Annotated in this window: 25 protein-coding genes; 9 read left to right on the plus strand and 16 right to left on the minus strand. The window is 57.4% G+C overall.

The genetic code is table 11. The annotated features are described in order from the left end of the window. Positions 1–9 precede the first annotated feature (9 nt). The 11 genes from ABLU50_RS11105 to ABLU50_RS11155 all read right to left on the minus strand — a co-directional run bounded on the left by ABLU50_RS11105 (position 10) and on the right by ABLU50_RS11155 (position 8,812). The gene (locus tag ABLU50_RS11105; RefSeq protein WP_087832713.1) at positions 10–804 is read right to left on the minus strand and encodes an SDR family oxidoreductase; all 795 of its coding nucleotides are present in this window, start codon (positions 802–804) and stop codon (positions 10–12) included. Beyond that, positions 788–1,558, minus strand: a complete 771-nt coding sequence (locus ABLU50_RS11110) for an alpha/beta hydrolase (RefSeq protein ID WP_017899776.1) — start codon at positions 1,556–1,558, stop codon at positions 788–790. The genes ABLU50_RS11105 and ABLU50_RS11110 overlap by 17 nt, the downstream gene beginning before the upstream one ends. A gap of 9 nt (positions 1,559–1,567) precedes the next feature. Further along, positions 1,568–2,098: a cupin domain-containing protein gene (locus tag ABLU50_RS11115; protein ID WP_025999198.1), complete on the minus strand. Its 531-nt coding sequence runs from the start codon at positions 2,096–2,098 to the stop codon at positions 1,568–1,570. 10 nt (positions 2,099–2,108) lie between these two features. Further along, on the minus strand, positions 2,109–3,365 hold the full coding sequence (locus ABLU50_RS11120) for an MFS transporter (protein ID WP_087832712.1): 1,257 nt from the start codon (positions 3,363–3,365) through the stop codon (positions 2,109–2,111). A 26-nt stretch (positions 3,366–3,391) separates the two neighbouring features. Next, complete coding sequence (locus tag ABLU50_RS11125; RefSeq protein ID WP_064795031.1) at positions 3,392–4,588, minus strand: FAD-dependent oxidoreductase; 1,197 nt, start codon at positions 4,586–4,588, stop codon at positions 3,392–3,394. After that, entirely contained in the window at positions 4,585–5,511 is a 927-nt protein-coding gene (locus tag ABLU50_RS11130; RefSeq protein WP_087832711.1) for a VOC family protein, read from the minus strand. Before ABLU50_RS11130 ends, ABLU50_RS11125 begins: the two co-directional genes overlap by 4 nt. Before the next feature lie 88 nt (positions 5,512–5,599). Beyond that, positions 5,600–6,388: an IclR family transcriptional regulator gene (locus ABLU50_RS11135; RefSeq protein ID WP_048325708.1), complete on the minus strand. Its 789-nt coding sequence runs from the start codon at positions 6,386–6,388 to the stop codon at positions 5,600–5,602. Between the two features lie 13 nt (positions 6,389–6,401). Further along, positions 6,402–7,151, minus strand: a complete 750-nt coding sequence (locus ABLU50_RS11140; RefSeq protein WP_004205159.1) for an SDR family oxidoreductase — start codon at positions 7,149–7,151, stop codon at positions 6,402–6,404. Next, a complete protein-coding gene (locus ABLU50_RS11145; protein ID WP_087832710.1) occupies positions 7,151–8,173 on the minus strand; it encodes an aromatic ring-hydroxylating dioxygenase subunit alpha in 1,023 nt (340 codons plus the stop codon). The genes ABLU50_RS11140 and ABLU50_RS11145 overlap by 1 nt, the downstream gene beginning before the upstream one ends. 10 nt (positions 8,174–8,183) lie before the next feature. After that, a complete protein-coding gene (locus ABLU50_RS11150) occupies positions 8,184–8,492 on the minus strand; it encodes a recombinase-like helix-turn-helix domain-containing protein (protein ID WP_004144765.1) in 309 nt (102 codons plus the stop codon). After that, positions 8,489–8,812, minus strand: coding sequence for a non-heme iron oxygenase ferredoxin subunit (locus tag ABLU50_RS11155; RefSeq protein WP_004151769.1), 324 nt, complete (start codon positions 8,810–8,812; stop codon positions 8,489–8,491). Before ABLU50_RS11155 ends, ABLU50_RS11150 begins: the two co-directional genes overlap by 4 nt. Before the next feature lie 427 nt (positions 8,813–9,239). On the opposite strand from ABLU50_RS11155, the gene ABLU50_RS11160 reads away from it, so the two are divergent. After that, entirely contained in the window at positions 9,240–10,460 is a 1,221-nt protein-coding gene (locus tag ABLU50_RS11160) for an MFS transporter (RefSeq protein WP_087832709.1), read from the plus strand. Positions 10,461–10,587: 127 nt separating this feature from the next. Here ABLU50_RS11160 and speB read toward each other — a convergent pair whose 3' ends face one another. From speB to yqgB, 3 genes are all read right to left on the minus strand, one after another. Further along, a complete protein-coding gene (gene speB, locus ABLU50_RS11165) occupies positions 10,588–11,508 on the minus strand; it encodes an agmatinase (RefSeq protein ID WP_004205166.1) in 921 nt (306 codons plus the stop codon). A gap of 233 nt (positions 11,509–11,741) precedes the next feature. Beyond that, positions 11,742–13,718, minus strand: coding sequence for a biosynthetic arginine decarboxylase (speA, locus tag ABLU50_RS11170; protein ID WP_004205167.1), 1,977 nt, complete (start codon positions 13,716–13,718; stop codon positions 11,742–11,744). Positions 13,719–13,726: 8 nt separating this feature from the next. After that, positions 13,727–13,858, minus strand: a complete 132-nt coding sequence (yqgB, locus tag ABLU50_RS11175) for an acid stress response protein YqgB (RefSeq protein ID WP_002916578.1) — start codon at positions 13,856–13,858, stop codon at positions 13,727–13,729. A 701-nt stretch (positions 13,859–14,559) separates the two neighbouring features. Here yqgB and metK point away from each other — a divergent pair. From metK to ruvX, 8 genes are all read left to right on the plus strand, one after another. Continuing rightward, positions 14,560–15,714, plus strand: a complete 1,155-nt coding sequence (gene metK, locus ABLU50_RS11180) for a methionine adenosyltransferase (RefSeq protein ID WP_004205170.1) — start codon at positions 14,560–14,562, stop codon at positions 15,712–15,714. Positions 15,715–16,094: 380 nt separating this feature from the next. Beyond that, positions 16,095–17,489 carry a sugar porter family MFS transporter gene (locus tag ABLU50_RS11185; RefSeq protein ID WP_004205171.1) on the plus strand — a complete coding sequence of 465 codons (1,395 nt, stop codon included), beginning with the start codon at positions 16,095–16,097 and terminating at the stop codon, positions 17,487–17,489. 77 nt (positions 17,490–17,566) lie between these two features. Further along, a complete protein-coding gene (locus ABLU50_RS11190) occupies positions 17,567–18,067 on the plus strand; it encodes a SprT family zinc-dependent metalloprotease (RefSeq protein ID WP_087832708.1) in 501 nt (166 codons plus the stop codon). Positions 18,068–18,161: 94 nt separating this feature from the next. Continuing rightward, the gene (gene endA / locus ABLU50_RS11195; RefSeq protein WP_004205174.1) at positions 18,162–18,869 is read left to right on the plus strand and encodes a deoxyribonuclease I; all 708 of its coding nucleotides are present in this window, start codon (positions 18,162–18,164) and stop codon (positions 18,867–18,869) included. A gap of 91 nt (positions 18,870–18,960) precedes the next feature. Further along, the gene (gene rsmE / locus ABLU50_RS11200; protein WP_049092316.1) at positions 18,961–19,692 is read left to right on the plus strand and encodes a 16S rRNA (uracil(1498)-N(3))-methyltransferase; all 732 of its coding nucleotides are present in this window, start codon (positions 18,961–18,963) and stop codon (positions 19,690–19,692) included. 20 nt (positions 19,693–19,712) lie between these two features. Further along, the gene (gene gshB / locus ABLU50_RS11205; RefSeq protein ID WP_004205176.1) at positions 19,713–20,663 is read left to right on the plus strand and encodes a glutathione synthase; all 951 of its coding nucleotides are present in this window, start codon (positions 19,713–19,715) and stop codon (positions 20,661–20,663) included. 174 nt (positions 20,664–20,837) lie between these two features. Then, positions 20,838–21,401 (plus strand): YqgE/AlgH family protein, encoded by a 564-nt coding sequence (locus ABLU50_RS11210; RefSeq protein WP_002916603.1) that lies wholly within the window; start codon positions 20,838–20,840, stop codon positions 21,399–21,401. Further along, positions 21,401–21,817: a Holliday junction resolvase RuvX gene (gene ruvX / locus ABLU50_RS11215; protein WP_004205178.1), complete on the plus strand. Its 417-nt coding sequence runs from the start codon at positions 21,401–21,403 to the stop codon at positions 21,815–21,817. The genes ABLU50_RS11210 and ruvX overlap by 1 nt, the downstream gene beginning before the upstream one ends. A gap of 51 nt (positions 21,818–21,868) precedes the next feature. Here the strand turns inward: ruvX and ABLU50_RS11220 are convergent, their stop codons facing one another. Together ABLU50_RS11220 and ABLU50_RS11225 are read right to left on the minus strand one after the other, a co-directional pair. After that, positions 21,869–22,522, minus strand: a complete 654-nt coding sequence (locus tag ABLU50_RS11220; protein ID WP_004205179.1) for a LuxR family transcriptional regulator — start codon at positions 22,520–22,522, stop codon at positions 21,869–21,871. A 348-nt stretch (positions 22,523–22,870) separates the two neighbouring features. Next, entirely contained in the window at positions 22,871–23,851 is a 981-nt protein-coding gene (locus ABLU50_RS11225; protein ID WP_004205180.1) for a type IV pilus twitching motility protein PilT, read from the minus strand. Positions 23,852–23,861 lie beyond the last annotated feature (10 nt).

The raw sequence follows: 23,861 nt of genomic DNA on the forward strand, positions 1-23,861 counted from the left end.
CATCTTTCCTTACACATGGCGACAGAAACCGCCGGAAACGTCCAGCGCCGCGCCGGTGGTAAAGGAGGCCAGCGGCGAAGCGAGGAATAGCAGCGCTTGCGCTGGCTCCTGCGGCTTACCGAGACGCGCCATCGGGATCCCCCGCTTACGGGCGATATCGGCGGTCCACTGCTGCCAACTCTGGCTCTTATCGCTTCGGCTCTCAAAACGGCGCTGCCACTGCCCGGACTCCACCATCCCCAGCAGAATGGAATTCACACGAATGCCTTTATCCACCAGCTCTTTCGACAGAGTCAGCGTCATATTGAGCAGCGCGGCGCGGGCGGCAGAGGTGGCGATCATGTGCTCTTCCGGCTGTAACGCCAGCAGCGAGTTCACACAGGTAATCGAGGCGATATCCGACGCCTCAAGCAGCGACTGAAAGGCCTTTACAGGGTTAATCACGCCGAACAGTTTCAGTTCGGCTTCGTGCAGCCAGGCCTCGCGTGGCGTATCGGCGAAGTGGGCGACATAGCCCTGGCCGGCGTTATTAATCAGCATATCGACGCCGCCGAAACGCGCGGCGACCGCGGCGGCGAACGCCTCAACTTCCGCTTCGTTCAGTACGTCACAGCGCCAGGAGAACACCTCGCCTTCTGGATATTCGTTTTGCAGTGCTGCATAGGCGCTGGCCAGACGATCCGCGTTGCGGCCGCAAAAGGCGACCTTCGCCCCTTCGCCTAGCAACAGGCGCAGCGTTTCAAAGCCGATTCCTGACGAGCCGCCGGTGACTACCGCGACGCGTCCTTCAATTTGTGCATTCATCGCGCACCTCTTCCCCTATGCGTAAAAGCTGTTGATTAAAAAAGATTTCGTTATCGAGATAGCTGGCATGCCCAGCCTGCGGGATGGCGATGTAAGGAGCGCCGTAACGCAGCGCCACTCCTTGCACTAACTCCGGTTGGGTAATGGCATCCTGCTCGCCACACCACACGGAGAGACGACCGCGATAGTCGGCGAGCCAACGGTGAATGTCGTCATGAGCCAGCATCCAGGCCGCGGCGAGATAACCGTCGCGGCGTAGCCTGCGCATCCCCGCCGCCACCGTCGCCACATCAGCTTCGCGCGCGCCAGGGCGCAGAAGTTTTGCCGCTCGCCCCTGGGCCATCGCCTCGCCGCCTTGCGCTATCTGCTGCTGACGCCCTAGCCAGACGTTTTCCCGCTGTGCGACCTCCGCCTGACCGTAGCCCTGCGCGACGTCGGCCAGCACCAGATAAAGCACCCGCTGCGGATATTTCGCGGCGAAGGCAGCCGCCACCAACGCGCCCAGCGAATGGCCGACCAGTACGGTTTGTTCTACCCCGGCACGGTCCAGCATCAGCGCCAGCGCGTCAGCGTAATCGCCAGCATCCGCCGGCGCCGCCGCAAGCATCGGGCTTTCGCCATAACCGGGCATATCCCAGGCCAGGACGCGGTAGCCGGGCAGCGCCATCTGTTTATGCCAGGAGGCTGCGCCGGAACTGATGCCGTGCAGCAGCGTCAGCGGTACCCCGCATCCTTGTTCACGAAAACCCGTCATCATCGCTCCTTAGTTACGCTTCACTTTTGACAGCGGATGATCTTCCGGATAAGTCGGAACATGCGGTTTCGGCGTGCCCAGCATCACGCACATCAGCGCCTCCTCTTCGCCGTGGTTAAACAAACCGCGATAGATTCCGGGCGGCACCGAGATCAGATCGCGTTCGCGCAGTACCGTTTCGGTATAGTTGTCGCCATCCTGAATCATCAGGGTGATCTGCCCTTTGAGCATGAAGAACACCTCTTCTACGTCATCATGCAGATGCAGCGGGCCTTCACATTTGGACGGCAACACCATGGTGGAAAAGGTGAAGTGCTCCGCCGGAACGGTGTTGGTATCGCTGGCGACGCCGGTGGCGCCGGTGCCGATGTAGCGCATCTGCGCGCGGCGATATTTGGGGTCGAAATCGGCCTGGAATTTCAGCGCATTCCAGTCGTATTTACGGCCTTCGAAGCGCGCGATACGCGACTCCACCCACTCTTCCATCGTCAAATGGTCAGGTTTCAAACTCTGTTTTGCAGTTACGGTTGAATCAGTCATCGTTTTATCCTCAGTAACGTCTCAGCAGCGGCAGTAACAGGGCGCAGCCCACCGCCGCCATCACTGCCAGAAAAATCAGCCCGGAATCCATGCTATGGGTGAAGGCGATAAGCGCGCCCATCACCGCCGGCGATAGCGCCCCGGCAAAGTTTCCCAGCCCGTTGAAAATCCCCCCCGCCGTGGCGCTGACCCGTGGATGGGTCGCTTTAGCCAGTAGGGCGAAAATGTTCGGCGCGCCGGTGCCCCACATAAAGGTGCTAAAGCTCATCGCCGCGATTACCGGCAGCGGCGTGGTGAAATGCATCACTGCCGCCAGGCCAATACCCGCGCCTGCCAGGGAAATAAAGCAGGCGGCGGCGCGCTTATCGACGCGGTCGGACAGCCAGGCGCCGATAATTTCGCCTAGCAACATGGCGATAAACGGCATCGACGACAGCCAGCCGGCGTGTTCCAGATGAATGCCTTTACCTTTAATCAGGTAGCCCGGCAGCCAGCCGTTGATCCCCCACAGATAGGCGAGAAAGGCGATGTTGAAGATGCAGATCATCCAAAAATGCGGACTCACAAAGAGCTCGCGACGCGCGCTGCGGCGCGCTTCCTGCGAGGTTTTATCGCTGCTCGCTCTCGCCTCCAGTTGCACGCCGCGCAGCCCGATGCGCACAAAAATCAGCACCGGTACCGTCAGCATCGCCATCACGAAAAATGTGCTCTGCCAGCCGAAAGTATTGAGTAGCCAAATTGACAGCGGGAAACCCAGCGCTGCGCCAACCGGCGTGCCGAGCAGCCACAGCATGGTGGCGCGGGCCTGTAGCCGCTGCGGGAAGGTGTGGCGCACCACGGCAAACGCCAGCGGGAACAGCGGCCCTTCGGCGATGCCCAACAGGACGCGTAGCATCACCATCAGCGCGTAGTTGTGGGTGAAACCCATGATCACCATCAGGATGCACCACACCACCATCATTCCAGTCAGCAGACGCAGCGGCGCAATCCGGTCGCCAAGGCCGCTTAATAACACTGACGAGAAGCCGTAACTCAGCAAAAAGGCGCTCATCAGAATGCCCAGCCGGGTGGTGTCGAAATCGATGCCCATCGCCTGCTGGAAGTGACTATCGGAAAACAGCGCGGCGATACTGATTTTGTCGAAAAAAGCCAGCAGCACGCAGGCCAGCAGGGACAGCGGAATGGCCCAACGAACTGCTTTTTCAGGCGTGCGGACGCCCTCGCCGCTCGCCTCTGCAGGCGCGGCGTTGGTCTCTAATGTGGTCATTTCTCCCCCTTAAGGGTTCGCGTTACTTATCGCAATGACATCAGCGAGAAAGTCGGGTCAGCGAGCGGGACGTTAGAGAGATCCCTTCCCGCCGCCATCCAGCGCTTCGCCAGCTTCACGATACGTGCATTATTGAAGGCCACCAGCTGAGTTAAGCGTCCATCGGCATTCAGGGAGAAGTAGATCGCGCCCTGCGGCTCGTCACGCACAATGGTGCGGCTGCCCGCCTGCGGGATCCCGAGGATCTGGATATTGCGATCGTATTGATCCGACCACAGCCAGGGCGCCTCGTCGTAGCCGCTGGCCTGCGGATCGAGCATCGCTTTCGCCGTTGCGATGGCCTGATTTTGCGCAAAGGCCCACGACTGAATGCACAGGCCGTACTGATGGTGCTGAGCGACATCGCCAGCGGCGAAAATCGCCGGATCGTTACTGCGCCCCTGGGCATTAACGACAATCCCGCGATCGACAGTGAGCCCGGCATCGCGCGCCAGTTCGAGATTCAGATCGACGCCGATCCCCACCACTACCGCATCGAAGGTTTCCCGCTGGCCGTCGCAGTGCAGAGTCGGCAGGCCATTATCATCTTCCAGCTCCAGCGCGCCGCAGCCGCCGCGAATCTCAACGCCCTGCTGGCGATGTAGTTGCGCCAGCGCCTGCGAGACCTCCATACTGACCGAGCGCATGCACAGCGCCGGCTGCTGCTCGTAAAGGGTTACGGCCACGTCGCTTTTGCGCGCCGAGGCGGCGATTTCGAGGCCAATCCAGCCGCCGCCAACGATCGCCAGCCGCGTTGCCGATGCCAGCCGCTGCTTCAGACGCTGCGCGTCCTGCCAGTGGCGCAGGGTATAAACCTGCGGATGCTGCGCCCAGCCCTCGGACGGCAGTCGCGCCCGGCCGCCGGTGGCGATCAACAGTTGGTCATATGCCAGCGTTTCACCGTTGCTCAGCGCCACGGTTTTATTTTGCCGATCGATCGAATCCGCACGCAGCGGGCGATACCAGCGTAGGTTCAGCGCCTGCTGCGCCTCGGCGCTAAATAACCGCGGCAGCGCCGGTTCGGCCTCCAGCAACGCCGCCTTCGACAACGGCGGGCGCTCGTAAAAATCCCATTGCTCTTCGGCAACCACGCAAATCTCGCCGCTAAACCCTTCATCACGCAGCGTTTTCGCCGCCCAGCCGCCAGCCTGGCCGCCGCCGATAATGACAATCCGCGCCGTCATACCGCCTCCGGTTTTTTCTGCTGGCGACGGGTATCGTGATCGATACCGCCTTCCACCGCCCATTCGGTAAAGGACACGAGTGAATGCTCCAGCTCGCGCGGCCGCCAGTTTTCCGTCAGATAATCATCGTTGGTGTAGTACTCAAAAGCGCCGCCGGTCGGGCTGTTGACATACCAGAAGTAGGCCGAGGAGACCGGATGGCGGCCAGGGCCGATAAAAGTACTCCACGCGTTTTTATTCATCGCAATGCCGCCGCCGATCACTTCATGAATATCCCGTACGGTAAACGCGACGTGGTTTAGCCCGCGTTTTCGGTTGGGCAACTGCAATAAGAAGAGGTTATGGTGTCCGCCGCGCACGCCGCAGCGCAGGAACACCGCGCGATTGATGTAGCGGTCTGACACCTGAAAGCCGAGTACTTCGCGATAGAAACTTTCCACCGCCGCCAGTTCTTCCACGAAGAACACCACGTGGCCGACATTAATGGGCTGCGCGCGGTCGTATACCGGGCTCGGAGTGTCGATGCGACGCACATCGCCCCACTGGTTAATCGGCTCGACGTTCAGTTCCACCGCTGTTTGCTGGCTAACCTGCACCCGCAGCGTCATACCGTTAGGGTCACGACACTCCAGCGCGCCGTCGATTTCACGGAAACCGGGCTGACGTTCCAGCTTCGGGCGCAGCGCATCCAGCGTCGCCCGATCCGCAACGCCCCAGGTCATGCGACGCAGGGTGTTGCCCGCCTCAAAAGCTGGCGGTAAGTCAGCGGCATCGGTTGGGTTAAGTTCGACGCGCGCGCCGCTAAGAGTGGCAAACGCGCGGCCGCTGGCGTCGGCGGTCAGGCCAAAATCGCGCATAAATTTGGCGCAGTGGTTCAGGTCGTCTACGCCAAATTCCAGCTTTTCAATTCCGGTAATACTCATTATTCGTCGCCTCTTTACCGTTCAGTCGCCCGAATTTGGGCGTAAGACATGCCCGACGCAATCAAGCGCCTGCTGTTAAGTTGTTGATTTAACTTGCCTGTGACAAATATCCGAGGAAGCCGGAAATTTTGTCCGCCGCCATACTGACCTCGTTCTGCAACCGCTCGCGATCGCTTTGCGGGATCTCGTCCGACGGCACCAGAATGCTGACGACCGCCGCCACCCGGCCGCTGCGGTCAAAGACCGGATAGACAATCGATGAGATGCCGTGGCGGTAGAACGATTCGCCAATCACGTAGCCGCGAGCTTTATCCTGCTGCACCATCTGCCACAGCGCTTCGCGGTCATGCAACTGGCCCGGCGTATTGCCCGGCAGCCGTTCATCCGGGAACAATTGTTCAAACTCGCTGCGAGAAACATCGGTCAGCAGCATGCGACCAAGCGAGGTGCAGTGCACCGGTAGCCGCGTTCCGACGCTGACCTGGTTGATACGCGAACCGGCGGCGCTGACGCGGGCGATGTAGATAATGTCGCGGCCGTCGCGGATCGCCAGATGGCTGCTGCACTGGCTGATATCGCGCAGTTGCTCGATGACCGGCTGACCCACCTGAGCGACATCCAGGGAGGCGATATATTCAAAGCCCAGACGCAGTACGTTCATGCCTAGCGAAAAGGTATTGGTGCGGGCGTTACGCTCAAGAAAGCCCATATATTCCAGCGTCTGCACCACGCGATAGGCGGTCGCTTTCGGCATATCCACCAGCCGATGCAGCTCGGCAAAGGTCAGATCGCGATGCTGTTCGCCAAACGCCAGCAGCAGTTGTAAACCGCGCTCCAGACCCGGTACCAGGTACTTCACTTCCTGATCGTTCGCCATACCGCCTCACTTGTTAGTTAAAGACAAAACCGCCGTTGACCGGGATCAGCTGGCCAGTGATAAAGCGCGAAAGATCGCTCAGCAGCCAGACCACGCTGCCGGTGACATCTTCCGGCTGCTGCGCGCCGCTGAGCGCGCGGCCGTTCTCATACAGCTGATGACGCTCGGCGGGAACGTATTCCGTGGCCTCAACGCGGGTCAGTCCCGGCGCGATGGCGTTGATACGGATCCGCTTTTCACCCAGTTCGCGGGCCATGGAGCGGGTCATCGCAATCACCGCGCCCTTACTGGCGACATAGGCCATCAGCCGCGGCGCGCCCCACAGCGCGGTATCCGAAGCGACGTTGACGATCGCCGACCCTTCGCGCAGCAGCGGTACCGCCTCGCGGGTCACCAGCCAGGTGCCTTTGACATTGACCGTCATCACCCGATCCCACAGGTCCGGATCGTAATCGATCATATTTTTACCGCCGACGCCGGTGGCCATCGCTGCGTTATTGACTAAGCCATCGACAGGCCCCTGCGCGCCTATGGCGCTGAAGACCTGCTCGATCGACGCTTGACTGGCAAGATCGATGGCGTGGGATTCGATCTGATAGCCCTTCTGCTGCAGGCGATGAGCGCTTTCCGCCAGCTCCCCCTGCAGGATGTCGCACATCACCACCGTCGCGCCCTGCGCGGCGCAGGATTCGGCAAAGTGGTAACCGAGGCCGCGCGCCGCGCCGGTGACGACAATACGTTTACCGTTCAGCAGGCCGTTCATCAGGCGGCACCCTGCTGCGCTTCGCGAAGCGCTAACTGCTCTTTCGCCGCTTTCTGCATCATGCGGCGCAGGCGGGACAAACCGACGTCATGTTGATAGAGATATTCATGATCGCGGGCGTTCGGCGCCAGGCTTTCCAGCACCACGCGATCCTGTTCCAGTACTTCCCAGTGCAGTTTTTCCAGACGGTTGCGGTACATAAAGCGCCACAGATCGCGCTGCCAGCCCTGAACGCCGCGGATGCGCCAGAAGAAGACGCGGCAGTTGTCGTTATCTTCCGGAACCACCATGCCGACGATCCAGAAGTGGCCGCCCGGCCCGAAACGCTTTTTGTACGGAATAGACAGGCGCATCCAGTAGGCGCCGCTGTTGCCCAGTTCAACCCAGTCAAAGTTGACGCCGCTCTGCCCTTTTTTCTCGAAGATAAAGCCGGTTTTCGTCGGCTGCAGCACCATATCGGCTTTGCGATCGCCTTCCGCCATCGAATGCGATGATGAGTGCAGATAGGTGCCGTGCATCGGGTCCATCACGTTTTCCAGCGCGTACTGGTAGTTGCATTTCCACGCCGCAGTGCACAGGAAGTGACTGTATTTTTCGCTATCGGCCAGTTCGTCAGGGAAGCTCAGTTCATCAGGCTGCTGATCGGCGGTGACGCCAAACCACAGGAAGATTGCTCCGTGCGCTTCGTGCACACTGTAGCTGCGCACGCACTGCTGGCCCACCAGCGGGCAGCGGTCCACCGCCGGGACGTCTTTGACTTCGCCGTTGCCGGCGACTTCCACGCCGTGATACCAGCAGGCGATACGATCGCCTAAGTTCCAGCCCATCGACAGGCGCGCGCCGCGATGCGGGCAGCGGTCTTCCAGGGCCTGCACCTGACCGTCTTTATTCCGCCAGACCACGATCTGCTCGCCGAGACGGGTAATGCCTACCGGCGCAGACTGCACTTCCCAGCTCGCCAGCACCGGATACCACAGGCCGCGCAGTCCTTTATCAAGATAGTTTTGTACCGTTGTCGTCATCGCTGTGTCCTCAGTAGCCGTTAACCTGTAAAAATGCCTGGAAGCTGCTTTCGCTCCACGGTTCGCCCTGTTGGTCATGCATCCTGACGCCATTGAGGCCGTTCACCAGCTCACCGAGACTTTCCGCGCCCTGCTCGAACAACGTTTCCAGGGTGGCGATAAGCTGCAGTTCCCAGTTTTCCGGCACCCGGCTGCGGGTTTGCCAGATCAGATTGTGATAGTCGCCAGGCTTATGGATATTGCCGTTTCCGCCTTCCGCCGGTGGCGTAAACTGGCGGCTTTCCGGTAGCGCCGGGTTGAAGTCCAGGGATTCGCTCATGCCACGTTCTCCTCGATAAAGGTAATCTGGATCTGATTGTCGTATACCCGCACCGGGTAACGATTAAGGTTGCGACCGCCGGGGCCATGCAGGCACTGGCCGGTTTTGACGTCGAATACCGCCTCATGCAGCGGGCATTCCACCTTGCCATCTTCGACAAAGCCCTGGCTCAGGAGCGCATAGGCATGAGGGCAAACGTCTTCCAGCGCGTAATATTCGCCATCAATCAGATAAATACCGATTTCCTTACCGTCGATATTGCCGCTATATGGAAAATCTTCTTGTACTTGCTCCGCGTCACATACGCCTATCCAGCTCATCGCAATCCTCCAGGCCGTTGTTTCATATATGAAACTGTGTTTCTTATTTAATACGACCAATATAAAAGCGGCGAATGTTTCGTCAAGCGTTAATGTGACAAACTTGTTAATGAATTGCTTTTAAATTAGCTAAGTGTGCAATTGATCACGAAAAACTGCATTCAGATGAAATGATGATATTTAAAGCGGTGATCCATTATAAATAAAAATTCCGATTTAAATTTCACATACGACTATTGACTTCTTTGCAAATCGATCATTAAAAATGGACAGCAGCGGAAACCATGGTGTTTCACCCATGAAACAACTCTTTATTTAATCATTTAAAAACAATGAGTTTCACAGGTGAACCATTTTACTCATGTAACTATTTCTGGCGTTAAAAAATAATAACTGGCAATCATTAAATTAAGCGTGGAGACAACGAATGGCGGCAAGATGGCAAGGGGTAATAGCATTACTTTTGTTAATAATTATTTCCTACGTCGATCGGGTAAATATCTCGGTGATGATCCTTAACCCGGAATTCGCTGCCCACTTCCAGTTAAATGAAAACAGAATGTTACAAGGCATGCTAATGACATGCTTTCTTCTGGGTTATGGGTTTTCGGCATTATTATTAACACCGGTTATAGAAAGTAGATGGCATTATCGTCAGGGGCTGTTAATCAGCATTGTTATATGGGCGCTGGTGTGCGCCATTTCCCCATTACTCGGTTCACTGGTGGGAATGTTGATCGCGCGCATCGTGCTTGGCGTGGCGGAGGGACCGCTGTTTTCACTGAAAACGCGCTTTATCAACGACAACTTTGCCGCCGATGAAATCGGCAAACCGAATGCGGTAACCGCCCTTGGCGTATCGTTGGGGCTAGCGGTAGGCTTCCCACTGGTCACCTGGCTGATGGCGCACGTTGGCTGGATCGGCTCCTTCTATGCGCTGGCGCTGATGAATCTCCTGCTCGGCGGAGGGTTAATCTGGCGGTTTCTCCCCGCGCCAAAAGTGACTGCACAGCGCGCGAAGCCTGGCTTTAGCCAAACTTTTGCCCTCGCCTGGCGTACGCCGCTGCTTGGCTGGATCCTGCTGGTAGAAATTGCCACCCTCAGCTATCTGTGGGGGAGTAGCGCCTGGCTGCCAGCCTGGCTGCGCGATGAGCATCATTTCTCGCTACAGGCCACCGGCCTGCTGGCGGCTGTCCCCTTTCTGTTAAGCCTGGGCTCAAAGTTCCTTGGCGGCGTGCTCCTCGACAAAATGCGCCCGGAGCAGGCGCCGCTGTTGTTTATTATTGGCGGTCTACTCACCGCCGGTTCCGTACTGGCGCTAATCCTCAGCGAACAGCCGGCGATGCTGGCGCTGTTTATGCTGGCGGCGAACGTGTTCTGGGGATTACAGGGGGCGGCGATCCCCGCGGTGGTTCAGCATCACGCCCCGCGCGAAGCGGTGGGCAGCGCCTATGGGATCATTAACGGCATTGGCAACATCTGCGCGGCGTTTATTCCGCTGCTGATGGGAGTGGTAATGAAATCAGTGGGATCGGTCAGCTCAGGTTTTTCCGTACTGGTGGCATCGCAGATGATTACGCTGTGCGCCGGCGGCGCACTGCTGCTGCGTATGCGTCGCGCAGCAGCAGTAAACGCGTCTATACCCTAAATAAGTTGCAGGACAAAACGGCTAGCCGTTTTGAACAGCGCTTGCGCTGGCCCTGTAAGGACGAGGCCCAGGGATGGGCCGAGTTATTGCCCACGCCTATGCAACTTGAAATATGACGGGAACAGATTTATTCGCCCTTCTTCGCCGCCTGGATGTACAGCATCTCCAGCGCCAGAGTCGCCGCCGCCAGGGCGGTGATTTCGGACTGATCGTAGGCCGGGGCGACTTCCACCACGTCCATCCCGACGATGTTCAGATCCTTCAGGCCGCGCACCAGCTTGATCGCGCGGTCGGAAGTCAGCCCGCCGATCACCGGGGTACCGGTTCCTGGCGCAAACGCCGGATCCAGGCAGTCGATATCAAAGGTCAGGTACACCGGCATATCGCCAACGATCTGCTTCACCTGGGCAATCACATCATCGACGCTGCGGTCGTTAACCTGGCCCGCATCAAGTACGGTAAAACCGTTATCTTTATCGAATTCGGTACGAATACCGATCTGTACGGAGTGGTTGGGATCGATAAGCCCTTCGTTCGGCGCGGTGTAGAACATGGTGCCGTGGTCGAACTCGCAGCCGTTGGCGTAGGTATCGGTGTGGGCATCGAAGTGCACCAGCGCCATTTTACCGAAGTGTTTGGCGTGGGCGCGCAGCAGCGGCAGCGTAACAAAGTGGTCGCCGCCAAAGGAGAGCATGCGCTTGCCGGCCGCCAGCAGCTTCTCGGCGTGGGCCTGCAGCTTCTCGCTCATTTCGCGCGCGTCGCCGAAGGCATACACCAGATCCCCGCAGTCAACCACGTTCAGGCGTTCGCGCATGTCGAAGTTCCACGGAAAACGGTTGTGCTCCCAGGCGAGATTGGTGGACACCTGACGGATCGCCGCCGGGCCATGACGGCCGCCCGCGCGCCCAGAGGTCGCCATATCGAACGGTACGCCGGTGATGACCCAGTCAGCATCGCTGTCGTAAGGCATGAAATTCATTGGTAAACGCAGGAAGCCAAAGGCATTGGATACCAGGGAGTTATCGTATTGATGACCTAAAGTGCTCATGGATATGACCTCTTTTCACAGTCGTGGAACGTAAAAAATAAGTATAAAAAAACCCCTCCGCGTCGTTAGGCCCGACGAGGAAGGGTTTGATAGATAAATCGCTTATTGGCGTGAATTATCGCCGGTAATGCATACGGGTTCAAGTGAGTATCGCCGTCTGCCGGATGACGGCTTCGCCTTATGCGGCCGACATACGCAGGCCCGGTCAGCGCAGCGCCACCGGGCATCAGCGGCTACTCGTCTTCCAGATAAGTGTACCCGTACAGACCCGCCTCGAACTCTTCGAGGAATTGCTGCTGCAGCGCGTCGTCCAGGCCGGTGTTTTTCACCTGATCGCGGAACTGGGTCAGCAGCGTGTTTGGATCCAGCTGCACGTACTGCAGCATATCCGCCACGGTATCGCCCTCGTCGGACAGCTCAACCTCAACGCTGCCGTCAGGGAAGACAAACACGTCCACCGCCTCGGTATCGCCGAACAGGTTGTGCATGTTGCCAAGGATTTCCTGATAGGCGCCGACCATAAAGAAGCCCAGCATCGGCGGGTTCTCCGGGTCATATTCCGGCATCGGCATGGTGGTGGCGATCCCGTCGCCGTCCACGTAGTGATCGATGGCGCCGTCAGAGTCGCAAGTGATGTCCAGCAGCACCGCGCGGCGCTCCGGCGACTTGTTCAGCCCTTCCAGCGGCATCACCGGGAACAGCTGATCGATCCCCCACGCATCCGGCATCGACTGGAACAGCGAGAAGTTGACGTAGATTTTATCCGCCATGCGCTCCTGCAGCTCATCGATAATCGGACGATGAGCGCGGTTGCTCGGGTCGAGTTGCTTCTGCACTTCATGACACATGTTCAGATACAGCTGTTCTGCCCAGGCGCGCTCCTGCAGGTTGAAAGTGCCGGAGGAGTAGCCGATATGGATATCGTGCAGGTCCATCTGGCTGTCGTGCAGCCATTCGCGCAGCGAGCGGCGATTGCCGGTTTCGTGCATCTCCAGCCAGGTTTCCCACATGCTCTGCAGCGGACGCGCGGCGTCTTCCGCCGGCGGGGTCGCCTCGGTGTATTCGTTGCGCTCCACGCCGATGATATTGGAAACCAGCACGGTGTGGTGCGCGGTCACCGCGCGGCCGGACTCGGTGATGACCGTCGGGTGCGGCAGGCCGTTCTCTTCGCAGGCGTCGCCGATGGCCCAGATAATATTGTTAGCGTATTCGTTCAGGCCGTAGTTCACCGAGCAGTCGGACTGCGAGCGGGTTCCTTCGTAATCCACACCCAGGCCACCGCCAACGTCGAAGCACTGGATATTAACGCCCAGCTTATGCAACTCGACGTAGAAACGCGCCGATTCACGCACGCCGGTGGCGATATCGCGAATGTTGGCCATCTGCGAGCCGAGGTGGAAGTGCAGCAGTTGCAGGCTGTCGAGGTGCCCTGCGGCACGCAGGATCTCCACCAGCTGCAGAACCTGGGTGGCCGCGAGACCGAACTTAGACTTCTCGCCGCCGGAGGACTGCCATTTACCGGACCCCTGCGAGGCCAGACGCGCACGCACGCCAAGGCGCGGCACCACGTTCAGGCGCTCGGCTTCTTCCAGCACGATGGCAATTTCCGACATCTTTTCGATGACCAGATAGACCTTGTGGCCCATCTTCTCGCCCACCAGCGCCAGACGGATGTATTCGCGGTCTTTATAACCGTTACAGACGATGACGCTGCGGGTCATCCCGGCGTGCGCCAGCACGGCCATCAGTTCCGCTTTCGAACCGGCTTCCAGACCCAGCGGCTCGCCGGAATGGATCAGCGATTCGATGACGCGACGATGCTGGTTCACCTTGATCGGGTAGACCAGGAAGTAATCGCCGTTATAGCCGTAGGATTCGCGCGCGCGCTTGAACGCGGCGTTGATTGAACGCAGGCGGTGCTGCAGGATCTGCGGGAAGCAGAACAGCGCCGGCAAGCGCTGCCCTTGCGCTTCGCGCGCTTTGACTAATTCAGCGAGATCAACGCGCGCTTCCGGGACGTCCGGATCCGGGCAAACGCTGATGTGGCCCAGTTCGTTGACGTCATAATAGTTATTGCCCCACCAGGCAATATTATAAGTACGCAGCATCTTGCTGGCTTCCTGGGAGCTCATCGCTACCTCCTGCATGGAACGTAGTACACCGTGTTCGCCTGCTGACGAAGGCGAAACCATAGACATGTCGTCAGACATAGCGAACCTCAATTTTTAATAATAAGTGTAAGACAGTTAACTACTATCGCAGTCCAAAGATGCGATAACAACCCATGAACAGTCCTAAAGCCCAGCACTATCTGCTGGTTTTGCGACTGCGCGACCGGTTTCTTATTCATATCATCGTAAAACACGTAGCCGAACAGAGTATGACAGTCCGGAGAAACCACGAGAAAACTCTTGCCTGGCAAGAGCGCCCTTGTTCAGTTTTCTGACGGCCGACCGGCCCTGGAATCCTGAGAAGCGCCGAGATGGGGTGAACATCGGCTGGTTTGCATGAGAGAGATGCAGGTTGCGGAGTGCTGACGCGCGACAGAACGACGCGACGAAACAAGCGAAAAACGTTGGTTCATTATCTGGTATCACCTCCACACCGCCCTGCGACAGGGTCGGCGACAAGCCAAAGCTATACATACCGGGCAACAAGCGCTATGCCGTTGCGAGATTCTGTAAATACAGACTGCTTAACCCGGCTGGAAGTGGCACCACAGGGCCATGCCCCGTGCGCTTTTTTAATGAGCCGCGCGCGGCGTTTTATACCGAGAAGCGGGGTAAAAAGCAAAATAAAAATGTGCCCGTTTGCGCGGTTGTCAGGAAATTTTGCCAGGCGAGTTTTTCGATAAATGCGACCGCCATCAAAAAAGGCTGGAAATAGGCTCAAGATTTGACCTAAAATGGCCGTCCAGAAGTTAATCCGTCTATACTGATTAACACTCAGACTGCTCGTGTCGCTACCTGCGCGGCTTTGCGCTGATTATCCACCAAAGCCACATTACACAACAGTATGAGCTATCCGAATCGTCCACAGGTGAAATAAAATATGGCAAAACACCTTTTTACGTCTGAGTCCGTATCAGAAGGGCATCCTGACAAAATTGCTGACCAAATCTCCGATGCCGTGCTGGATGCGATCCTCGAGCAGGATCCGAAAGCGCGTGTCGCATGTGAAACCTATGTCAAAACTGGCATGGTGCTGGTAGGCGGCGAAATCACCACCAGCGCATGGGTTGACATCGAAGAGATCACCCGCAACACCGTCCGCGAAATTGGCTACGTGCATTCCGATATGGGCTTTGACGCCAACTCGTGTGCCGTACTGAGCGCCATTGGTAAACAGTCTCCGGACATCAACCAGGGCGTTGACCGTGCCGATCCGCTGGAACAGGGCGCAGGCGACCAGGGGCTGATGTTTGGCTACGCCACCAACGAAACCGACGTGCTGATGCCGGCGCCGGTGACCTACGCTCACCGTCTGGTGCAGCGCCAGGCTGAAGTACGTAAAAACGGCACCCTGCCGTGGCTGCGTCCGGATGCGAAAAGCCAGGTGACTTTCCAGTATGACGACGGCAAAATCGTCGGCATCGACGCGGTGGTGCTGTCCACGCAGCACGCCGAAGATATCGACCAGAAATCGCTGCAGGAAGCGGTGATGGAAGAGATCATCAAACCGATTCTGCCGACCGAATGGCTGAGCGCGTCCACCAAATTCTTCATCAACCCGACCGGCCGTTTCGTTATCGGCGGCCCGATGGGCGATTGCGGTCTGACCGGTCGTAAGATCATCGTCGATACCTACGGCGGCATGGCTCGTCACGGCGGCGGCGCGTTCTCCGGTAAAGATCCGTCTAAAGTTGACCGTTCTGCAGCCTATGCGGCTCGCTATGTAGCGAAAAACATCGTTGCCGCAGGCCTGGCTGACCGTTGCGAAATTCAGGTTTCCTACGCCATCGGCGTTGCAGAGCCGACGTCCATCATGGTGGAAACCTTTGGTACTGAAAAAGTGCCTTCTGAACAGCTGACCCTGCTGGTGCGCGAGTTCTTCGACCTGCGTCCGTACGGCCTGATTCAGATGCTGGATCTGCTGCACCCGATCTACAAAGAAACCGCTGCCTACGGTCACTTTGGTCGCGAACATTTCCCTTGGGAAAAAACCGACAAAGCGGCCCTGCTGCGCGAAGCGGCCGGTCTGAAATAATCTCTCCGCTTCCTCTCTTTAAGGCCAGCCTCGCGCTGGCCTTTTTATTCCCTGACCTTCCCTGCCGAACCTTGCTTCAACGTAGCGCAACATCTCAATGAAAGCGATTACATTATGGTAATGGTCGATTGCTGCCTGCGTGCGTCATCTCATAGGGGTGTTTTTCACAATGTTACATATTGTTTCGGTTAACTCTGATTACCGTTTTTCAAATTGTCGACTATCCTTGTTTATATTGCTGATTTAAAAAGCATTTAATGCATTACGTTTCTTTACCTTTGTGGAAACGATTACACAGCCGTGATTATAATCACGTTTTTTTACCGACGAGTGTCCTACGCTAACCATCGACAGAATCAATAACTCAACTGGAGGGCGTTATGCCTGACAACAAAAAACAAGGGCGTTCAAACAAGACCATGACGTTCTTCGTCTGTTTCCTCGCCGCGCTGGCTGGCCTGCTGTTTGGCCTTGATATCGGTGTTATTGCGGGTGCCTTACCCTTTATTGCCAATGAGTTCCAGATTTCCGCCCACACTCAGGAGTGGGTGGTCAGCTCCATGATGTTCGGCGCCGCCGTCGGTGCGGTCGGCAGCGGCTGGCTCTCCTTCAAACTGGGCCGTAAAAAGAGCCTGATGATCGGCGCCATCCTCTTTGTCGCCGGCTCTCTGTTCTCCGCCGCCGCGCCAAACGTCGAGATCCTGCTGGTTTCCCGCGTGCTGCTGGGCCTGGCGGTAGGCGTCGCCTCATACACCGCGCCGCTGTATCTATCGGAAATCGCTCCGGAGAAAATTCGCGGCAGTATGATTTCCATGTACCAGCTGATGATCACCATCGGGATCCTTGGCGCTTACCTCTCCGACACCGCCTTTAGCTACAGCGGCGCATGGCGCTGGATGCTCGGCGTGATCATTATTCCGGCGGTATTGCTGCTGATCGGCGTTATCTTCCTGCCGGACAGCCCGCGCTGGTTCGCCGCCAAACGCCGCTTTGTCGATGCCGAGCGCGTGCTGCTGCGCCTGCGCGATACCAGCGCCGAAGCGAAACGCGAGCTCGACGAAATCCGCGAAAGCCTGAAGGTAAAACAGTCCGGCTGGTCGCTGTTTAAAGACAACAGCAACTTCCGCCGCGCGGTGTTCCTCGGCATTCTGCTGCAGGTAATGCAGCAGTTCACCGGGATGAACGTCATCATGTACTACGCGCCGAAGATCTTTGAGCTGGCAGGCTACGCCAACACCACCGAGCAGATGTGGGGGACGGTCATTGTCGGTCTGACTAACGTGCTGGCCACCTTTATCGCCATCGGTCTGGTCGACCGCTGGGGCCGTAAACCGACGCTGATCCTTGGCTTTATCGTCATGGCAGCGGGAATGGGCGTCCTGGGCAGCATGATGCACATCGGTATTCACTCCTCAACCGCCCAGTACATCGCCGTCCTGATGCTGCTGATGTTTATCGTCGGTTTCGCCATGAGCGCCGGCCCGCTGATTTGGGTACTGTGTTCCGAAATCCAGCCGCTGAAAGGCCGCGACTTCGGTATCACCTGCTCAACGGCGACCAACTGGATTGCCAACATGATTGTCGGCGCCACCTTCCTTACCATGCTCAATTCGCTGGGCAGCGCCAACACCTTCTGGGTCTACGGCGGTCTGAACGTGCTGTTTATTCTGCTGACGCTGTGGCTGATCCCGGAAACCAAAAACGTCTCGCTGGAACATATCGAACGCAACCTGATGCAGGGTCGTCCGCTGCGCGAGATCGGCGCCCGCGATTAATCCGTCTGAGCTTCCTCCCCTTCCGGGAGGAAGCTTCCGCTTGCTCTCCCCCCTCCGCCGCACTATCCTCTGGCGCTATGAAAACACCCCGTATTCCCATCGCTATTCAGCAGGCCGTGATGCGCAGCCTGCGGGAGCATCTCGCCAAAGCGAACCTCAAGCTGGAACGCCGCTACGCGGAGCCGACGTTGGTCTACCAGCAGCGCGGTACCTCCGCCGGCACCGCCTGGCTGGAGAAAAACGAAATTCGTTTAAATCCGGTGCTGCTGCTGGAAAATCAGCAGGCGTTTATCGATGAAGTGGTGCCCCATGAGCTGGCGCACCTGCTGGTGTGGCAACACTTTGGCCGGGTAGCCCCGCACGGTAAAGAGTGGAAATGGATGATGGAGGGCGTTCTGGGCGTTCCCGCACGTCGCACCCATCGCTTTGAACTCGGTTCGGTCCGCCAGAATACCTTCCCCTACCGCTGCCGCTGCCAGCAGCATCAGCTCACCGTCCGTCGCCATAACCGGGTGGTGCGCGGCGAAGCCACTTACCGCTGCGTGCGCTGCGGCGATCTGCTGGTGGCTGAAGAATAACCATTGGAATTAATTAGAAACTTTCTGATCTGACTGATTGCATCCGGCACCCTCATTCGCTACGTTGCGGGCTCGTTTTGACACGGAGTGAACGATGTCCCGTATGCATGTTTTAGCCGTTGCAGTATTGAGCACGGCAGTGAGTGGCCCGCTTGCGGCCGCAGAAATTACCAGTTTTTCCCAGGCCAAGGCCGCTGGCGTCAAAGTAAACGCCGACGTTCCCGGCGACTTTTACTGCGGCTGTAAAATTGCCTGGCAGGGTAAAAAAGGCGTTATCGATCTGGAATCTTGTGGCTATAAAGTGCGTAAAAATGAGAACCGCGCCAGCCGGGTTGAATGGGAACACGTGGTGCCGGCGTGGCAGTTCGGCCATCAGCGCCAGTGCTGGCAGGAGGGTGGTCGTAAAAACTGCGCCAAAGATCCTGAGTACCGCAAGATGGAAAGCGACATGCACAACCTGCAGCCGGCGGTGGGAGAAGTGAATGGCGATCGCGGCAACTTTATGTACAGCCAGTGGAACGGCGGTGAAGGCCAGTACGGCCAGTGCACCATGAAGGTCGATTTTAAAGATAAAATCGCTGAGCCCCCTGCCCGCGCCCGCGGCGCCATCGCCCGCACCTACTTCTATATGCGCGACCGCTACCAGTTAAATCTTTCCCGCCAGCAAACTCAGCTGTTTACCGCCTGGAACAAACAGTATCCGGTCACCGCCTGGGAGTGTGAACGCGATGAGCGCATCGCGAAAGTGCAGGGCAACCATAATCCTTATGTCCAGCAGGCTTGCCAGGCGCAAAAGAGCTAACCTACACTAGCGGCAATTGTTAATTTGCAGCCCTGTGCTTCCCGCCTAATGGCGGGAAGCTGGCATCTGCGCAAAGAACGGAATATCAAGCATGCGCATTCCTCGCATCCATCATCCAGAACGCCTCATTGTCGGCAGCCTGATCGCGCTGAGCGATGACGCGGCCAACCACGTCGGGCGCGTTCTGCGCATGACCGCCGGTCAGCACCTTCAGCTATTCGACGGCAGTAACCAGGTGTTTGACGCCGTCATTACCGAGGCCGGTAAGAAAAACGTCACGGTTGAAGTCCTCAGTGGCGAACCCGACGATCGGGAATCGCCGCTGCATATCCATTTAGGCCAGGTGATGTCCCGCGGCGAAAAAATGGAATTCACCATCCAGAAATCGATCGAACTCGGGGTAAGCCTCATAACGCCACTGTTTTCCGAGCGCTGCGGCGTTAAACTGGACGCCGAACGTTTGCAGAAAAAGATCCAGCAGTGGCAGAAAATCGCTATTGCCGCCTGCGAACAGAGCGGTCGTAACGTGGTACCGGAAATTCGTCCGGCGATGCAGCTGGAGGAGTGGTGCGCCGAGCAGGACAGCGGGCTGAAGCTCAACCTGCACCCGCGCGCCAGCGCCAGCATTAACACGCTGCCGCTGCCGGTTGAACGCGTCCGTTTGCTGATTGGCCCGGAAGGCGGGCTGTCGGCTGAAGAGATAGCAATGACCGCGAAATACCAGTTTACTGATATCCTGTTGGGACCGCGCGTTCTGCGTACAGAGACTACTGCGCTCACCGCCATTACTGCCCTGCAGGTGCGTTTTGGCGACTTAGGTTGAGGCGTTAACGGAGAAGAACCATGATCAAGCTCGGCATCGTGATGGATCCCATCGCAACCATCAACATCAAGAAAGACACCAGCTTCGCTATGTTGCTGGAGGCGCAGCGTCGCGGCTATGAACTCCATTACATGGAGATGAACGACCTTTATTTGATCAACGGCGAAGCCCGCGCCCGGACGCGCACACTGAGCGTCGAACAGAACTACGACAAATGGTATGACTTTACCGGCGAGCAGGATCTGCCGCTGGCGGATCTTGACGTCATTCTGATGCGTAAGGATCCGCCGTTCGATACCGAATTTATTTATGCGACCTATATTCTGGAACGAGCGGAAGAGAAAGGCACGCTTATCGTCAACAAGCCGCAGAGCCTGCGCGACTGTAACGAGAAGCTGTTCACCGCCTGGTTCTCCGAACTGACCCCGGAAACGCTGGTCACCCGTAATAAAGCCCAGCTGAAAGCCTTCTGGGAAAAACACGGCGATATCATCATGAAGCCGCTCGACGGCATGGGCGGCGCCTCTATTTTCCGCGTCAAAGCCGGCGATCCTAACCTCGGCGTGATCGCCGAGACGCTGACCGAGCTGGGCAGCCGCTACTGCATGGCGCAGAACTATCTGCCGGCCATTAAAGATGGCGACAAGCGCGTGCTGGTGGTGGATGGCGAGCCGGTACCTTACTGCCTGGCGCGCATACCGCAGGGCGGCGAGACTCGTGGCAATCTGGCCGCCGGCGGCCGCGGCGAAGCCCGCCCGCTAACCGAAAGCGACTGGGATATCGCCCGCCGCGTCGGCCCGACGCTGAAGGCTAAAGGCCTGATTTTCGTTGGCCTGGATATCATTGGCGACCGTCTGACGGAAATTAACGTCACCAGCCCCACCTGCGTCCGTGAGATCGAGGCCGCCTTCCCGGATATTTCGATCACCGGCATGCTGATGGACGCTATCGAAAGACGTCTCGCCCGATAAGCACTACGGCGGACGAACGTCCGCTCAGGGCACAGCGAGCGCGGATCGCCGCGCTGGCGAAACCCTTCCAGCCAGGCGCCGCTCGGGCGCCTGCCAGATAAAGTGCATCGACACCATTCTACTTTGCCCGCATACTGGGTGTTGCTTTTTGAACCAGGAACAGAACCTCTGACAATGAATTTACAGCATCACTTTCTGATTGCCATGCCTGCGCTTCAGGACCCCATTTTCCGCCGCTCCGTGGTCTATATCTGCGAGTATAACGACGAGGGTGCCATGGGCATTATTATCAATAAGCCGCTGGAAAATCTGCAGGTGGAAGGGATCCTTGAGAAGCTCAAAATTGTCCCGGAGCCGCGTAATCCGGAGATCCGCCTGGATAAACCGGTGATGCTGGGCGGCCCGCTGGCGGAAGACCGCGGCTTTATTTTACATACCCCGCCCTCTGACTTTTCCTCAAGCATCCGTATCTCGGATAACACGGTGATCACCACCTCGCGGGATGTCCTCGAAACCTTAGGCACCGACCGGCAACCGGGCAACGTGCTGGTTGCCCTGGGCTACTCTTCGTGGGAGAAAGGGCAGCTGGAGCAGGAGATTCTAGATAATGCCTGGCTTACCGCCCCGGCTGACCAGAATATTCTCTTCCGTACGCCCATCGCCGATCGCTGGCGCGAGGCGGCTAAACTGATTGGCATCGACATCGTGACGATGCCAGGCGTCGCGGGGCATGCATAATGAGCGGTACCTTTCTCGGCTTTGATTTCGGGACCAAAAGCATCGGTGTGGCGGTAGGGCAACGGATCACCGCAACCGCCCGGCCACTGCCGGCGCTGAAGGCGCAGGACGGTAAACCGGACTGGAATATCATCGAAAAATTGCTTAAGGAGTGGCAGCCTGAGGCGGTAATCGTCGGCCTGCCGCTGAATATGGACGGCACTGAGCAACCGCTGACCGCGCGCGCGCGTAATTTCGCCAATAAAATTCATGGCCGCTTTGGCGTCGCGATCCTTCTCCACGATGAACGTCTGAGTACGGTTGAGGCCCGGGCGGGCCTGTTCGAACATGGCGGCTATCGGGCGCTGAATAAAGGCAGCGTCGATTCGGCCTCTGCGGTGGTCATTCTGGAAAGCTACTTCGAGCAGAGCTTTTAAGCCCTGCTCTTCTGCGCCGCCGGCGAACCGCAGACGGCGCAGCTCCCCCGCCTAGTGGCGCAGATGTTCGTTAGCCCAGCTCACCGCCTGGGTGCGATTCTTAACGCTCAGCTTACGGAACACGTTATACAGGTGCGTCCGCACCGTGTTCTCACTGATAAACAGCGCGCGGGCAATATCGAGGTTGGTCGCGCCGCAGCGCAGTTCGTTGAGGATCTCGCATTCTCGTTCGGTCAGCGGCGAGTTCTCAACCGGCGCCGATGCATGGTCCGCAGCGTACATCGCCGGGTGCATCACGCTCAATTCAGCCGTCTGTTCGCCGTTCAGCACGGCCTTGACGCCCTCAATTAAGCGCGATTCATCATCGTCATGGCGGAACACGCCATATAAAGCCGGCCACTGCGCCATTTCGTATAACTCATACTTTTGTGCGCTATTAATAATCAACAAACGAGGATTATCTGCCTGCAAGCGAATAATATCCCGCCACACCCCGTTTAATTTCTTATTTGACACTGCAATATCAAATAATATTACAGAATCTTTTGCCAGACGCTGCGCCAGCGGTTTATTAATATTTTGTAAAACCACCGGTGCCATCAGGGTTTCGCTCAGATAGCTGGCAAAGGCTTTGCTTTGAATAGACGGGTGGGTAATAAAGGTTACCTGACGAGAAGATGATGAATTTCCATTTAAATTAATCACTTAAAACTCTCCTTAGCAGCTATCCACCGTCATGGTGGTTAAATGAATAAAAAAATATACAATCAGCCGTGAATTTATAAATAGCATTGGCAATTTACAAATTGAAACGTTATTCCATGAGAATCATCCTATTCCCGTAAACAGCATAAATCGAATGACTCAAAGCTGTCAAAAGGTAATCAAACTTTTTTCCTGGAAATGCGTATTCACTGCCGACATATCCCAACTGAATATCTTATTTGAATTTATTCACAAGGATTATTTGTATTATCAAATAATATCCAGAAACAGCTTTTAAACATTTAGTTAACACACCATTTCAACCACCCAACTCGCTTCACACTCCCCTTACAGCTCGCCTGCGGCCACACGTTGCTGAAAACTCTGGGTAAATGTCAACATTCCGGCCTGCATCCCGGTCTGCATTACACCGGGCAGCTGGTGCACTTTTCCTTCGCGGATCAAATTCGCCACTGCCGGCGTATTAACCAGAAGCTCGTATAGCGCAACTCTGCCACCCTGACGTGCGGGTAATAATTTTTGCGCCAGCACCGCGCACAGGCTTCCGGCCAGCTGACTACGAACCTGATCTTTCTCCTCTGCCGGAAAGACATCGATCAATCTCTCCACCGCCGGCGCCGCGCCGCGGGTGTGTAATGTCGCCATCACCAGATGCCCGGTCTCCGCCGCAGTTAACGCCAGACGAATGGTTTCGCTGTCGCGTAGCTCGCCGAGCAGGATCACATCCGGATCCTGGCGCAGCGCCACCCGAAGCGCCGCGGAGAACGAAGGACAGTGCCGGCCAATCTCCCGCTGCTGAATCAGGCACCGCTCGCTGTGATGAATAAACTCCACCGGATCCTCCAGCGTCAGAATATGGCCATCAAGATGCTGGTTGAGATGGCCGACCATCGCCGCCAGGGTAGTCGACTTGCCGCTGCCCGTCGCCCCGGTGACCAGCAGCAAGCCACTCTCTTCCGCCAGCAGCTCGCTTAGCGCAGGCGGCGCGCCCAGCGCCTCCAGGCGCGGACACTGGCTGGGCAGCAGGCGCAGCACCAGCGATATTCCGCGCGTATGGGCGAAAGCGCTGGCGCGTAACCGTGAACCACAGGCCAGAGTCAGCGCAAAGTCTATCTGGCCGTGCTCCTGCCAGTGCTGTAACTGTGCGGCATCGAGCCAGTCGTTGAGTAAATCCGCAATATCCGGTGCGGGAAAGGGCGCGGGCTCCAGCTTACCCTGCCGCCGCCAGCGCGGTGCGGCGGAATTGCACAGGTGTAGATCGGAGACATTATGCTTTACACTAAGGGCTACGATTTCTTCCAGCTTCATAACTCATCCT

The sequence above is a fragment of the Klebsiella sp. GG_Kp173 genome (genome assembly GCF_040062415.1).
Lineage (GTDB): Bacteria > Pseudomonadota > Gammaproteobacteria > Enterobacterales > Enterobacteriaceae > Klebsiella > Klebsiella quasipneumoniae.

Coding starts and splice junctions, on each gene's coding strand:
- ABLU50_RS11115 (WP_025999198.1), bottom strand. CDS start 2,098: ATGACTGATTCAACCGTAACTGCAAAACAGAGTTTGAAACCTGACCAT.
- endA (WP_004205174.1), top strand. CDS start 18,162: ATGTCCCGTATGCATGTTTTAGCCGTTGCAGTATTGAGCACGGCAGTG.
- ABLU50_RS11145 (WP_087832710.1), bottom strand. CDS start 8,173: ATGACGACAACGGTACAAAACTATCTTGATAAAGGACTGCGCGGCCTG.
- ABLU50_RS11190 (WP_087832708.1), top strand. CDS start 17,567: ATGAAAACACCCCGTATTCCCATCGCTATTCAGCAGGCCGTGATGCGC.
- ruvX (WP_004205178.1), top strand. CDS start 21,401: ATGAGCGGTACCTTTCTCGGCTTTGATTTCGGGACCAAAAGCATCGGT.
- ABLU50_RS11110 (WP_017899776.1), bottom strand. CDS start 1,558: ATGACGGGTTTTCGTGAACAAGGATGCGGGGTACCGCTGACGCTGCTG.
- ABLU50_RS11185 (WP_004205171.1), top strand. CDS start 16,095: ATGCCTGACAACAAAAAACAAGGGCGTTCAAACAAGACCATGACGTTC.
- speB (WP_004205166.1), bottom strand. CDS start 11,508: ATGAGCACTTTAGGTCATCAATACGATAACTCCCTGGTATCCAATGCC.
- ABLU50_RS11125 (WP_064795031.1), bottom strand. CDS start 4,588: ATGACGGCGCGGATTGTCATTATCGGCGGCGGCCAGGCTGGCGGCTGG.
- ABLU50_RS11135 (WP_048325708.1), bottom strand. CDS start 6,388: ATGGCGAACGATCAGGAAGTGAAGTACCTGGTACCGGGTCTGGAGCGC.
- ABLU50_RS11210 (WP_002916603.1), top strand. CDS start 20,838: ATGAATTTACAGCATCACTTTCTGATTGCCATGCCTGCGCTTCAGGAC.
- ABLU50_RS11140 (WP_004205159.1), bottom strand. CDS start 7,151: ATGAACGGCCTGCTGAACGGTAAACGTATTGTCGTCACCGGCGCGGCG.
- ABLU50_RS11160 (WP_087832709.1), top strand. CDS start 9,240: ATGGCGGCAAGATGGCAAGGGGTAATAGCATTACTTTTGTTAATAATT.
- ABLU50_RS11105 (WP_087832713.1), bottom strand. CDS start 804: ATGAATGCACAAATTGAAGGACGCGTCGCGGTAGTCACCGGCGGCTCG.
- speA (WP_004205167.1), bottom strand. CDS start 13,718: ATGTCTGACGACATGTCTATGGTTTCGCCTTCGTCAGCAGGCGAACAC.
- ABLU50_RS11130 (WP_087832711.1), bottom strand. CDS start 5,511: ATGAGTATTACCGGAATTGAAAAGCTGGAATTTGGCGTAGACGACCTG.
- rsmE (WP_049092316.1), top strand. CDS start 18,961: ATGCGCATTCCTCGCATCCATCATCCAGAACGCCTCATTGTCGGCAGC.
- ABLU50_RS11155 (WP_004151769.1), bottom strand. CDS start 8,812: ATGAGCTGGATAGGCGTATGTGACGCGGAGCAAGTACAAGAAGATTTT.
- ABLU50_RS11120 (WP_087832712.1), bottom strand. CDS start 3,365: ATGACCACATTAGAGACCAACGCCGCGCCTGCAGAGGCGAGCGGCGAG.
- ABLU50_RS11225 (WP_004205180.1), bottom strand. CDS start 23,851: ATGAAGCTGGAAGAAATCGTAGCCCTTAGTGTAAAGCATAATGTCTCC.
- gshB (WP_004205176.1), top strand. CDS start 19,713: ATGATCAAGCTCGGCATCGTGATGGATCCCATCGCAACCATCAACATC.
- yqgB (WP_002916578.1), bottom strand. CDS start 13,858: ATGAATAAGAAACCGGTCGCGCAGTCGCAAAACCAGCAGATAGTGCTG.
- metK (WP_004205170.1), top strand. CDS start 14,560: ATGGCAAAACACCTTTTTACGTCTGAGTCCGTATCAGAAGGGCATCCT.
- ABLU50_RS11150 (WP_004144765.1), bottom strand. CDS start 8,492: ATGAGCGAATCCCTGGACTTCAACCCGGCGCTACCGGAAAGCCGCCAG.